The sequence below is a fragment of the Allosphingosinicella sp. genome, from assembly GCF_036403745.1.
Lineage (GTDB): Bacteria > Pseudomonadota > Alphaproteobacteria > Sphingomonadales > Sphingomonadaceae > Allosphingosinicella.
The window spans coordinates 28,658-40,679 of record NZ_DASWQI010000083.1 but is presented as its reverse complement, the minus strand read 5'-3'; the positions used below and the strand labels follow the sequence as shown (position 1 = coordinate 40,679).

The 12,022-nt window shown below is 68.9% G+C and carries 13 protein-coding genes and 1 tRNA gene; 4 read left to right on the top strand and 10 right to left on the bottom strand.

Annotated elements, in window-relative coordinates; translation table 11 throughout:
* Positions 1-77: 77 nt before the first annotated feature.
* Positions 78-154: transfer RNA gene (locus VGC56_RS15750), tRNA-Arg, on the bottom strand.
* 106 nt (positions 155-260) lie between these two features.
* On the opposite strand from VGC56_RS15750, the gene VGC56_RS15745 reads away from it, so the two are divergent.
* Positions 261-755: a hypothetical protein gene (locus tag VGC56_RS15745; protein WP_464126397.1), complete on the top strand. Its 495-nt coding sequence runs from the start codon at positions 261-263 to the stop codon at positions 753-755.
* Between the two features lie 21 nt (positions 756-776).
* Here VGC56_RS15745 and VGC56_RS15740 read toward each other — a convergent pair whose 3' ends face one another.
* Positions 777-1,313 (bottom strand): gamma carbonic anhydrase family protein, encoded by a 537-nt coding sequence (locus VGC56_RS15740; protein ID WP_464126395.1) that lies wholly within the window; start codon positions 1,311-1,313, stop codon positions 777-779.
* A 159-nt stretch (positions 1,314-1,472) separates the two neighbouring features.
* On the opposite strand from VGC56_RS15740, the gene VGC56_RS15735 reads away from it, so the two are divergent.
* Entirely contained in the window at positions 1,473-3,350 is a 1,878-nt protein-coding gene (locus VGC56_RS15735; protein WP_464126393.1) for a M1 family metallopeptidase, read from the top strand.
* A 198-nt stretch (positions 3,351-3,548) separates the two neighbouring features.
* Positions 3,549-4,508, top strand: a complete 960-nt coding sequence (locus tag VGC56_RS15730) for a WD40/YVTN/BNR-like repeat-containing protein (RefSeq protein ID WP_464126391.1) — start codon at positions 3,549-3,551, stop codon at positions 4,506-4,508.
* Positions 4,509-4,534: 26 nt separating this feature from the next.
* Here VGC56_RS15730 and phoB read toward each other — a convergent pair whose 3' ends face one another.
* From phoB to VGC56_RS15690, 8 genes are all read right to left on the bottom strand, one after another.
* Complete coding sequence (gene phoB / locus VGC56_RS15725; protein ID WP_464126389.1) at positions 4,535-5,227, bottom strand: phosphate regulon transcriptional regulator PhoB; 693 nt, start codon at positions 5,225-5,227, stop codon at positions 4,535-4,537.
* A gap of 10 nt (positions 5,228-5,237) precedes the next feature.
* Positions 5,238-5,945: a phosphate signaling complex protein PhoU gene (gene phoU, locus VGC56_RS15720; protein WP_464126387.1), complete on the bottom strand. Its 708-nt coding sequence runs from the start codon at positions 5,943-5,945 to the stop codon at positions 5,238-5,240.
* A 12-nt stretch (positions 5,946-5,957) separates the two neighbouring features.
* Entirely contained in the window at positions 5,958-6,779 is an 822-nt protein-coding gene (gene pstB / locus VGC56_RS15715; RefSeq protein WP_464126386.1) for a phosphate ABC transporter ATP-binding protein PstB, read from the bottom strand.
* Positions 6,776-7,618, bottom strand: a complete 843-nt coding sequence (pstA, locus tag VGC56_RS15710; protein ID WP_464126385.1) for a phosphate ABC transporter permease PstA — start codon at positions 7,616-7,618, stop codon at positions 6,776-6,778. The genes pstB and pstA overlap by 4 nt, the downstream gene beginning before the upstream one ends.
* On the bottom strand, positions 7,618-8,568 hold the full coding sequence (gene pstC, locus VGC56_RS15705) for a phosphate ABC transporter permease subunit PstC (RefSeq protein ID WP_464126384.1): 951 nt from the start codon (positions 8,566-8,568) through the stop codon (positions 7,618-7,620). Before pstC ends, pstA begins: the two co-directional genes overlap by 1 nt.
* Positions 8,565-9,626 carry a phosphate ABC transporter substrate-binding protein PstS gene (gene pstS / locus VGC56_RS15700; protein WP_464126382.1) on the bottom strand — a complete coding sequence of 354 codons (1,062 nt, stop codon included), beginning with the start codon at positions 9,624-9,626 and terminating at the stop codon, positions 8,565-8,567. Before pstS ends, pstC begins: the two co-directional genes overlap by 4 nt.
* A 240-nt stretch (positions 9,627-9,866) precedes the next feature.
* On the bottom strand, positions 9,867-10,892 hold the full coding sequence (locus tag VGC56_RS15695) for a sensor histidine kinase (protein ID WP_464126380.1): 1,026 nt from the start codon (positions 10,890-10,892) through the stop codon (positions 9,867-9,869).
* Between the two features lie 118 nt (positions 10,893-11,010).
* On the bottom strand, positions 11,011-11,193 hold the full coding sequence (locus VGC56_RS15690) for a DUF3008 family protein (protein WP_464126379.1): 183 nt from the start codon (positions 11,191-11,193) through the stop codon (positions 11,011-11,013).
* 91 nt (positions 11,194-11,284) lie between these two features.
* Here VGC56_RS15690 and VGC56_RS15685 point away from each other — a divergent pair, with 91 nt between their 5' ends.
* Positions 11,285-11,986: a 6-phosphogluconolactonase gene (locus VGC56_RS15685; RefSeq protein WP_464126378.1), complete on the top strand. Its 702-nt coding sequence runs from the start codon at positions 11,285-11,287 to the stop codon at positions 11,984-11,986.
* The last annotated feature ends 36 nt before the right edge of the window (positions 11,987-12,022 follow it).

Sequence of the window (12,022 nt, the reverse complement as noted above, 5' to 3'; positions counted from 1 at the left end):
CCAGCGGCAATGCCGCCGCCGCGTCCGGGGGGCAAGCGCCCGCGCAACGCGACTGTTCGGCGAAGCTGTTGGGAAAATGGCGCGCCCGGAAGGATTCGAACCTCCGGCCCTCAGATTCGTAGTCTGATGCTCTATCCAGCTGAGCTACGGGCGCTTGGGAGTGGGCGACATAGGGGCAAGGTGGACGACGCGCAAGCCCGTTGCGGGCGCCTGCGCCGGGGGATAGGGCGAAGGCGATGTTCCGGCGCAAGCACGCACAGTTGACCCTCCTGGCCTTCCCCGCGCTCGCGGCGGGCTGCGCGTCGAACGAGGGCGATTTCCCCTCGCTCGCCCAGCGGCCGGCGGAGCGGGACTATGCCGCCGAGCAGATGTCGCCGCCAAAGGTCCGGCCGCCGCTTCCCGCCGATGCGTCCGTCGGCACGCGCGCGGAGCGATTCATCGCCGCCGCCCGTGCCGCCCAGGGCGCCTTTACCGGCGCCTACGAGACCGCCGCCGCCGCCACCGCCAGGGCGGGCGCGCCGGGCTCCGACAGCTGGGTGATCGCGCAGCAGGCGGTGTCGCGCGCCGTCGCCGCCCAGGCCCCGCTGGCCCGCGTCTCGGGTGAACTCGACGATTATGCCGCCGCCCGCGCCCGCCAGACGCCGCTCGCCCCCGCCGACGTCGAGCGTCTCCACGCCGCGACCGCGGAGATCGAGCGCATCGCCGCCGATCAGGCCGCCCGCATCCGGCGGTTGGAGGCCTCGCTCAGCCGCTAGGCTCCCGCACGGCGTCCGACTTTAGCCAAGCGCCGCGCGGTGCGCTTTCGCCAGCTCGACATAATGGAACACGCCGGCGAGGTTCGCCGCCTGCTCCGCTTCGCTGAGGTCGCGGAGGTAACGGGCGGGGCGGCCGGCCCAGAGCTGACCCGCCGGAATGCGCTTGCCCGGCGTCAGCATCGCGCCCGCCGCGAGCATGCCGCCGCTCTCGATCTCGCAGCCGTCCATGACGATCGCGCCAAGGCCGACGAAGGCGCGGTCGTGGAGGATGCAGCCGTGCACCATGGCGAGGTGGCCGATCAGCACCTCCTCGCCGATGATCGTCGGGTGGCCCGCCTCGGCGCCCGGATGCGGCGAATCGACGTGGATCACCGAGCCGTCCTGAATGTTGGTGCGCGCGCCGATGCGGATACGGTTGACGTCTCCGCGCAGCACGCAATTGTACCAGATGCTCGCCTCGGCGCCGATCTCGATGTCGCCGATCAGCACCGCGCCGGGCGCGACGAAGGCAGTGGGGTCGATGCGCGGCGCGGCGCCGTGGAACGGTATCAGCGTCATCTCGGCTCCTTCACCACGTCCGATCGCCGCTTACAACCGAATGGCACAGGCGCCCACTCCTAGCGCCGGCTCGCGTGGGAGCTCACGCGCCGCGCAGGCCTTGCAACACGGGGGCAAAGGTTCGAAGCGCCTTTCACCCACGTCGCGGAAGGATCGCTGATGACTCGCCTTTTCCTGCTTGCGGCCCTCGCGGCGGCGAGCGTGGCCCATGCCGCGCCGGATGCGCCGTCGCCGATCCTGACGACGCCCGAAGCGAAGGACGTGCTGACCTATGCGGCGCCGCAGATCGCGCGCGTCACGCATGTCGACCTCGATTTGACCGCGGACTTCACGCGCCATGTCATGCGCGGCACGGCGGCGCTCGATATCCTGGCGCGGCCGGACGCGCGCGAGATCATCCTCGACGACAACAAGCTGGTCATCTCTTCCATCACCGATGCCGCCGGGAAGCCGCTGAAATGGTCTGTGGGCGCCTATGACGAGGAGAAGGGCGCGCCGCTCGCGGTCGAGATCGGCACCACGCGGCGGATCGTCATCGCCTATGAGTCCGATCCGGGCGCCAGCGCGCTCGGCTGGCTGGCGCCGGCGCTGACCGCGGGCAAGACGAGCCCGTATCTGTTCAGCCAGGGCGAGGCGATCAACAATCGCAGCTGGATCCCCACGCAGGACAGTCCGGGCATCCGGCAGAGCTGGACCGCGAAGATCACGGTTCCGTCCGACCTCGTCGTGGTGATGAGCGCCGAGCGCCTGACCCCGGCGGGGGAGCCGGCCGGGAAGGGGTGGCACAGCTACCGGTTTCGCATGGACCGCAACGTCCCGCCCTATCTGATCGCGCTGGCGGTCGGCGACATCCGTTTCCAGGCGATCGACCGTCGCACCGGCGTCTATGCCGAGCCGTCGGTGTTGGCACGCGACGCAGCGGAATTGGCCGACACCGGAAGGATGGTGAGCACCGCGGAGGCGCTCTACGGCAGGTATCGCTGGGGGCGATACGACGTGTTGGTGCTGCCACCCTCCTTTCCCTACGGCGGGATGGAGAACCCGACCCTGACGTTCGCGACGCCGACCATCTTCACCGGCGACAAATCGAACGTCGACGTGATCGCGCACGAACTGGCGCACAGCTGGTCGGGCAATCTCGTCACCAATGCGACCTGGTCGGATAGCTGGCTGAACGAAGGCTTCACCACCTATTTCGAGAACCGGATCGACGAGGCGCTGTACGGCAAGGAGCGCGCGGCGACCCTCGCCGACCTCCTGTGGGACAATCTCCAGCGCGACTTGAAGGCCGCTCCCGATCCCGACGCGACCCGCCTGCACGGCAAGCCCGGCGGGACGTATGGCGAGCTCGATTACAGCAAGGGTTCGACCTTCCTCAGGACCATCGAATATACGGTCGGAAGGCCGCGGTGGGACGCTTATCTCCGGTCCTATTTCGACCGCCATGCCTTCCAGCCGCAGACCACTGCGGGGTTCCTCGCGGACCTGCGCGCCAACCTCGTCCGGGGCGACGCGGCGCTCGAGGCGAAGCTGCAGCTTGACCGATGGGCTTACGAGCCCGGGCTGCCGAGCAATGCGGTCCATGTCCGCTCGGCGACCCTCGCCAAAATCGACCAAATGCTGGCGCGGGTGAATGCAGGCGCGCCGATCGCATCTGTGGATACGAAGAATTGGTCGACGCAGGAGTGGCTGCGCTTCCTGAACGGGCTGCCGCGCACCCAGAGCGCCGCGCGGCTCGGCGAGCTCGACCGGAGGTTAAACCTCTCCACGACCTCGAATGCCTACATTCGCTCGGCGTGGCTCGTGCTGGCGATCGGCAATCGCTACGATCCTGCGAGGGCCTCGATAGCGAATTTCCTGCCGAGCGTCGGCCGGGGACTGCTGATCTTCCCGGTTTACCGCGCGCTGAGGGCGCAGGGAGAATGGGGGATGGCGATCGCCCGGCACGATTATGCGACGGCGCGGAACGCCTATCACCCGACGGTGGTGAGCAGCCTCGACCGGATGCTCGAGTGGAAGGGCGGCACGGGGCGCTAGACGAACGGAGCTTGCCAGCCGCGGCGGCGCTGGCATGATGCACCGATGGTCTCCAAACCCTTAGCCGCGCTTGCGCTTTTCCTGGTGGGCGTTCCCAGCGGGGCGGCCCCTGCGCCTGCGGAGACCGGCCCGTTGCCGTTTCGCGTCACTGTCGCCCGGGGGCGGTGCGGCGGCTGTTCGGCGACTATGCTCGGAGCGGTGCAGTTTGCCGACGGGCAATCGCTCTGGGGCGCGGGCTTCACGCCTCCGGGGCAGGCGGGGCTGGGGGACTGGACGATCCTCCGCTCACGCAACGGCGGGCGCACGTGGCGGCAGGTTCGGGGCAGCTACTCGCACAATGTGGCGACGATCGCGTCCTTCGCGACCCGCAGCGACGGGTGGACTGCCGTGCCGAACGGGGTTGGGGCCGAGCCGCATTATGCCTTCACGGTGGACGGCGGGAGACGCTGGCGGCGCTTGCCGGTGCCCGACTATGGCGACGCCATCATCAATCGCGGCGGCGGGCGGGGGGCGGCCTTCACGCACAATCCCTTCACCGGCAAGACCACGTTCGAAGTGACTGCCGACCGGGGACTGCACTGGACGACCACGCCGCTGCCCGAGGAATTCTGGCCGGACGCAGCAGCTTATGCCGGCGGCGAGCGCTTCGTCGTGGCCGGGTGCGCGGCCCACGAGACGATCGTCCTTGCCACGCCGGACGGCGGACAGAGCTGGGCACGGACCGGCATCCCTCGCCTTTCGCCGACGCCGGAGGAGACAGGATGCGAAGCTGCGGTCGATGGCTTCACCTTCCGGCCGGACGGTCGCGGCTTCGCCCTTGTGCAGCGCCATTCTTTCATGGCCGGGGACAGCCAAGGCTATGCGTCGATCTGGCGCACGCCGGACGGCGGCCGCAGCTGGAGCCGGGTGTTCTTCGAGCGGTACATCGAAGCCGTCGAGGAAGGTGCCTGGTTCCGCGGGCCGTACGGTCTCGGCAGATTCACACTCGTGTTTGAGGAGAAAGGAGAGAAGGGGTGGGTGCTTTACTCACCCGACGGCGGAGAGACCTGGTCCCGGGCGACCTTGCCGGTTCCGCTGACCGGCTGCTTCGAGCGCGTGGATGCGCTGGTCTGCGCTGTGGACGGGCCCGGGTTGCGGGTGGCGACGCTGACTCTGTGACGCTCTGACGGCGGTGGGGCGCGGGCTCAGGTCTCCGCGTCGAGGGCGTAGCCCGCAGAGCGGACGGTGCGGATGAGGTCCGTCTGGTCGCCATGGTTGAGCGCCTTGCGAAGGCGGCGGACGTGGACGTCGACGGTGCGCAGCTCGATGTCGCTGTCATGGGCCCAGACGGTGTCGAGGAGACGCTCGCGGGAGAAGACGCGGCCGGGATGCTCGAGGAAGTGGCGGAGCAGGCGGAATTCGGTGGGGCCCAAGGGCACGAGGCGGCTCGCGCGGCGGACCTTGTGGTGGGCGACGTCCATTTCGAGGTCGGCATAATGGAGGGTCTCGCCGGCCAAAGCGGGGCGGACGCGGCGGAGGACGGCGTGGACGCGGGCTATGAGTTCGCGGGGGCTGAAGGGTTTTGTGAGGTAGTCGTCGGCGCCGGTTTCGAGGCCGCGGACTCGGTCGCTCTCTTCGCCGCGGGCGGTGAGCATGATGATGGGGACGTTGGCGGTGCTCACGGACCGGCGGAGTCGGCGGCACACTTCGATCCCGGAGACTCCCTCGACCATCCAGTCCAATATGACGATGTCGGGGACCTGCTCCTCGGCGAGGAGCAAAGCTTCCTCGCCGTCGCCGGTGCGGGCGATGTCGAACTGCTCGCGCTCGAAATGCCAGACGAGGAGATCGGCGAGGATCGCGTCGTCCTCGACCAGCAGCATGCGGGGGCGGGTCATGCCGTGGCCCTCACGCCGGCGCGAGCGGGTCGGCGCCGCGCTGGCGGTCGGCGAGGCGCTCGCCGGTGGCCGCGAACCACACCATTTCGGCGATGTTGGTGGCATGGTCGCCGATCCGCTCGATATTCTTGGCGACGAACAGGAGGTGGGTGGAGGGGGTGATGTTCGCCGGGTCCTCCATCATGAAGGTGAGGAGCGCCCGAAAGATCGAATTGTAGAAATCGTCGACGGCGCGGTCCCGCTCGCACACGGCGCGGGCCTTGTCGGCGTCGCGCTCGACGAAGGCGTCGAGAACGTCGTGGACCATCTCGGCGGCGATCCGCGCCATTTCGGGGAGCAGCGAGACCGGCTCGATCCGGTCGCGCGCATCGCCCAGCTGGGGGACGCGCTTGGCGATGTTCTTGGCATAGTCGCCGATCCGCTCCACGACGCCGACGATCTTCAGCGCGGCGATCGCTTCCCTGAGGTCGTCGGCCATTGGCGCGCGGAGGGCGATGAGCTGGACGACGCGGCCCTCAGCCTCCGCCTCCAGCGCGTCGAGCTTCCGGTCGTCCTCGACCACCGCGCGCGCCCCTTCGAGGTCGCGCTGCATGAGGGTGCGCATCGATTCGCGGATGGCATGCTCGGCGAGGCCACCCATCTGGCTGATGAGGGCGCGCAGCGCGTCCAGCTCCTGGTCGAAGGCCTTGAGCGTATGGGTGTTTCCGGTGGTGGCCATGTTGCGTCCCTCTCAGCCGTACCGGCCGGTAATATAGTCCTTGGTGCGCGGCGCGCGCGGATTCGTGAAGATCTGCGAGGTGTCGCCATATTCGACGAGGCTGCCGAGGTGGAAGAAGGCGGTCTTCTGCGAGACGCGGGCGGCCTGCTGCATGTTGTGGGTGACGATGACGATTGTGAAGCGGGCGCGCATCTCGTGGATCAGCTCCTCGATCTTGGCCGTCGAGATGGGGTCGAGGGCGGAGGTGGGCTCGTCGAGGAGGATCACTTCCGGCTTCACCGCGATGGTGCGGGCGATGCACAGGCGCTGCTGCTGGCCGCCGGAGAGGGAAAGGGCGCTGGCATCGAGTTTGTCCTTCACCTCGTCCCACAAAGCCGCCTGGCGCAGCGCATCCTCGATCCGCGCGGCGGTCTCGGCCTTCGAGAGCTTCTCGTAATAGGAAAGGGCGAAGGCGACGTTGTTGCGGATCGAGGAGGCGAAGGGGGTCGGCTTCTGGAACACCATGCCGATGCGGCGGCGCAGTTCGGACAGTGGGAATTTGCGGTCGAGGACGTTGCGGTCCTCGAAGATGATCTCGCCCTCGGCGCGCTGCTCCGGGTAGAGCTCGAAGATGCGGTTGATGGTGCGCAGCAGGGTCGACTTGCCGCAACCCGACGGGCCGATGATGGCGGTGACGGCCCGGGCGGGCACGTCGAGCTCGACCCCGGTCAGCGCCTGCGACTTGCCGTAGAAGAAATCGAGGTTGCGGATGGCGAGCGCGGTCGGCGCGCCGTGCACTTCGGCGTCGGCGCCGGTGGCGATGTGGAGCCCGGCGGCGGGCGGGGCGGAACTCATCTGGAATTTCCCTTGCGCGCGAGGATGCGCACGAAGACGTTGAGGGCGAGGACGAAGGCGGTGAGGGTGAGCGCGCCGGCCCAGGCCAGAGCGTGCCATTGGTCGTAGGGGCTCATCGCATATTGGAAGATGACCACCGGCACGTTGGCGAGCGGCTGGGCGAGGTCGGCGCTCCAGAACTGGTTGTTGAGGGCGGTGAACAGCAACGGCGCCGTTTCGCCGCTGATCCGGGCGAGGCCGAGGAGGATGCCGGTCAGCATGCCGGCACGGGCCGCCTTGTAGAGGATCTGCCCCGTCACCTTCCAGCGCGGCAGGCCGAGCGCGAAGCCCGCCTCGCGCATCGTGTCGGGGACGAGGCGCAGCGCTTCGTCGGTGGTGCGGGTGACGATGGGGAGGAGGATCATCGCGAGGGCCAGCGCGCCGGCGATGCCCGAGAAATGGCCCATGGTGCGCACCACCAGCTCGTAGACGAACAGGCCAATGACGATCGAGGGCGCCGAGAGGAGGATGTCGTTGACGAAGCGGACGATGGCGGCAAGGCGCGAAAAGCGGCCGTGCTCGGCGAGGTAGGTGCCGGCGGCAATGCCGATCGGGGTGCCGAGGGCGACCGCGAGAAGCACCATCACGCCGCTGCCGTAAAAGGCGTTCAAGAGCCCGCCATCCTCGCCCGGCGGCGGGGTCATCTGGGTGACGAGCGAGGGCTTCAGCGCGGCGACGCCGTAGCGGAACGTGGTCCACAGGATCCAGAACAGGAAGATCAGCCCGAAGATCGTCGCCGCGCAGGCGAAGGCGAAGGCGGCGAGATCGGCGATGCGGCGGCGGAGCTGGCGCGCGGACATCAGTGGGTGCGCCCGAGGCTGCGGTCCATCCGGCTCAGCAGGAGCTTGGCGAGCGACAGGACGATGAAGGTGACGACGAAGAGCAGGAAGGCCAGCGCGATGAGCGAGGAGCGGTAGAGATCGGTGTCGGCCTCGGTGAATTCGTTGGCGATGGTGGCGGCGATCGAATTGGACGGCATCAGCAGCGAGACGGAGAGGTCGTGCGCGTTGCCGAGGACGAAGGTGACGGCCATCGTCTCGCCCAATGCGCGGCCGAGGCCGAGGAACACCGCGCCGACGATCGCCGAGCGCGTGTAGGGCAGGGTGACGCGGCTGAGGATTTCCCAGCGCGTCGAACCCAGCGCCACCGCGGCCTCGCGCAGCGACGGCGGCACGGCGGCGAAGACGTCGCGGGCGACGGCGGCGACGAAGGGGATGATCATGATGCCGAGCACGATGCCGGCGGTCAGCATGCCGATGCCGATCGGCGCGCCTTCGAACAAGGGTCCGAGGATCGGCGTGTTGCCGAGATGCTCGATCAGCCAGGGCTGGACATGCGCGCCGAGCCAGGGCGCGAAGACGAACAGGCCCCACATGCCGTAGATGATGGAGGGAATGGCGGCGAGCAGTTCGATGGCTATGCCGATCGGGCCGCGCGCCCAGCGCGGCGCGATCTCGGTGAGGAACAGGGCGATGCCGACCGACACGGGGACGGCGATCATCAGCGCGATCGCCGAGGTGACGAGGGTACCGTAGATCGGCACCAGCGCGCCGAAATGGCCCTCCACCGGGTTCCATTCGCGGCTGGTAAGGAAGCCGAAACCGAAGGTCGAAAAGGCCTGCCGCCCGCCCCATGCCATCGACGCCGCGGTGCCGAGGAGGAGCAGGAGGACGAGCCACGCGGCGCCGGCGGTGGTGAGGCCGAACAGCCTCTCCCCGCCGGCGCCGCGCCGGTGGGCGGGATCGCTCACTTGATGTTGGCGCCGATGTACGCGTCGACCTGCGCGACCAGAGGCGCCGGCAGCGGCACGTAATCGAGCTTCTTCGCCTGGTCCTGGCCGTTGGCCAGCGCCAAGCGGAAGAATTTGAGCGCGGCGTCGGAGCGCGCCTTGTCCTTGGGCTCTTTGTGCATGAGCACGAAGGTGGTGGCGGTGATCGGCCAGGCGCCGGCGCCCGGCGCGTTGGTCATCACCAGGAAGAAATCGTGCGCGTTCTTCCAGTCGGCGCCGGCCGCGGCGGCCTGGAAGCTGTCGGTGCCGGGGGAGACGAACACGCCCGCCGCATTCTGCACCGCCGCCCAGTTCATCTTGTTCTGAACGACATAGGCATATTCGACATAGCCGATCGCATTGGGGATCTGGCGGACATAGCCCGCCACCCCCTCATTCCCCTTGCCGCCGACGCCGGTGGGCCAGGAGACGGACGTGCCTTCGCCGGGGCCCGCCTTCCAGGCGGGGCTGACCTGCGCAAGGTAGTGAGTCCAGTTGAAGCTGGTGCCCGAACTGTCCGAGCGGTGGACGACGGCGATCTTGGCGTCGGGCAGCGGGACGCCGGCGTTCAATGTGACGATCGCCGGGTCATTCCACTTCGAGACCTTGCCCGCGAAGATGTCGGCGAGGACGGGGCCGGTGAGGTGGAGCTTGCCGGGCGCGATGCCGGCGATGTTCACCACCGGCACGACGCCGCCGATCACCACCGGGAACTGGGCGAGGCCGGCGGCGGCGAGCTCCTTGGGGTCGAGCGGCTTGTCCGAGGCGCCGAAATCGACGGTCGCGGCCTTGATCTGCGAGATGCCGCCGCCCGAGCCGATCGACTGGTAATTGACCTTGGCGCCCGCCGACTTGCTGTAGTCGGACGACCAAGCAGCGACGACGGGATAGACGAAGGTCGAGCCCGCGCCGGTGATGGCGTTGGCGCCGCCCGCGGCTTGCGAAGCGCTCTGGTTGCCGCCGCTCTGGCTGCAGGCGGCGAGGGCGAAGGCGGCGAGAGCGAAGGCGGCGATTGGAGCCGCGAGGACGAAAGTGCGCAAGGTGGAATCTCCCTCCGGACGGCCGATTCGCCGGCCCGCCCCGGTGGCTAGGGAAATAGGAAAATCTGGAGACTCTTTTGTGACAATGGGGGGTGGGGCTACTCCAGTCCTCCCTGTCCACGCAGCGGATGGGGAGGGGGACCACCCGGAGGGTGGTGGAGGGGCCTTCTCAGACTCGGTAAGGCCCCTCCACCATGCTGCGCATGGTCCCCCTCCCCATCGCTTCGCGACAGGGAGGAGCTACGCCGCCACCGGCAGGATCACCGTCACCGTCGTTCCGACCCCCGGCTCGCTGTCGATGCTCAGCCGGCCGCGGTGGCGTTCGACGATGTGTTTGACGATGGAGAGGCCGAGGCCGGTGCCGCCCTGGGCGCGGCTGCGGCCGGCGTCGACGCGGTAGAAGCGTTCGGTGAGGCGGGGGATATGCTCCTTGGCGATGCCTTCGCCTTCGTCGGAGACGCGGGTGCGGACGGTCGCGCCGTCCGCGGCCGCTTCCAGCCGGACGGTGCTGCCGGGCTTGCCGTAGCGCAGGGCGTTGCCGACGAGGTTGTCGTATAGCTGGAGGAGCTGGGCGCGGTCCCCGGCCACCGGGTGCAGGCCGGCCGCGACGGAGATCTCGACGCGGCAGCCGCGGTCTCCGGCGGCGGTGGCGCAATTGCGCTTCGCTTCCTCGAACAACCAGTCGATCTCGACAGCGTCGGTCGGCGGGCTGAAGCGCTCGCCTTCGATGCGCGAGAGGGAGATGAGGTCCTCGACGAGGCGCTGCATGCGCCGCGCCTCGTCGTCGACGATGGCGGTGAAACGGGCGCGGGTCTCGGGATCGAGCGCCTCACCCTCTGCGCGCAGCGTCTCGGCATAGCCGACCAGCGTGGCGAGCGGCGTGCGCAACTCGTGGCTGGCATTGGCGACGAAATCGACCCGCATGCGCTCCGCGGCGTGGGCCTCGCTGCGGTCGGTGAGGCGGACGAAGCGCCAGCCGACGGCGAGCGGCGCCACCGCCATCATCCAGCGCCGCTCCGGCCCGCCGAGGCCGACCAGCTCGACTTCGTCCGCCGCGGCGGGCGCGTCGCCGAGCAGGCGCTCGAGCGCGGCCGGTTGGCGCAGGACGAGGCGGATGTCCGAGTTGTCGACATGATCGCCGAGGGCGGCGCGGGCCGCGCCATTGGCGGCGAGGACGCGGCCGTCGGCGACGATCAGGCTCGGCTCGGGCAGCGCCTCGATGAGGCGGCGGGCGAGAATGCGGCCGTCGGGGGGTCGGGTGGACACGCGGTAAGGATAAGGGGTGCTGGGGGAAAGGCTAGCGCCTACTCCCCTCCCGGAAATCCGGAAGGTGAGGTGCGGAAGGAGCGTCTGGCAGGGGCGGTCCGGGAGGGGAGGCTATGCCCTACCCCACATGCTCCGGTTTGCCCTTGCGCTTGGTGGCGGCGAATTCCTCGAGTTGCTTCTCACTCATCGATTCCTCCATCGATTTGGAGGCGCCTTTCAATTTGCTCTTGGGCGTGTCGCCGCGCTTGGCGGAAAGGGCGGCGCCGGCGGCCTTTTGCTGCGCTTTCGATTTGGCAGGCATGGGCGAACTCCTCTACGGCCCCCGCAACAGGAAGGAACCCGCGTGGCGCGCGCACGGTTCCGGACACCACGCAAAGCGAGAAGAGGGACGAATGGACGAGCTGGAATGGTGGGAGTTCGACTCGGCGGCCGAGCTTGCGGCGCAGGCGGCGGGCGATATCGGCTTCGTCATCGAAAGCGCGATCGAAGCGCATGGCGATGCGCGCCTGGCGCTGCCGGGCGAGGCGGGGCTCGACCCGCTCTTCTCGGCGCTGGCCAAGTCCAAGGGCTTCGAATGGGCGAAGGTGACTTTGGTGCCGACGGCGGACCGGCTGGTCGGGCTGGGGGCGCCGGAGAGCCGCTACCGCATGCTGGAAGGCTGGTTCGGCGCCAAGGGCGCGGACATCGTGTCGGTGGTCGACGAGAGCGCGCTCGGCGATCCGGCGGAGGCGGCGCGGCTGGCGGATGCGCGGCTGTCGCTGCAGCGCTGGCCGCTGGATTTCGTCTGCCTCGGCATGGATGAGCAGGGCGGCACCGCCGGTCTCATTGCCGGGAGCGACGTGGGACGTGTGCTCGATGCGCCGCGCGGGCGGCGGGCGGTCGGCGTGAAGAGCGGAGAGGGGGATTTGGTCACCCTCACGGCAGCGACCCTGACCGGTGCGCGGGCGATGATGATCGTCATTTCCGGGGCGAAGAAAAGGGAGGTGCTCGAGCAGGCGATCAAGGAGGGCCCGCTATCGTCGGCTCCGATCGGGCGGCTGCTCTCGACCGTGGAATCGCCGGTCGACATCTTCTGGAGCCCGGACGAGGCTTAAACCTTGCCTCCCTATGAGCGAAGCTCATGGGGAGGG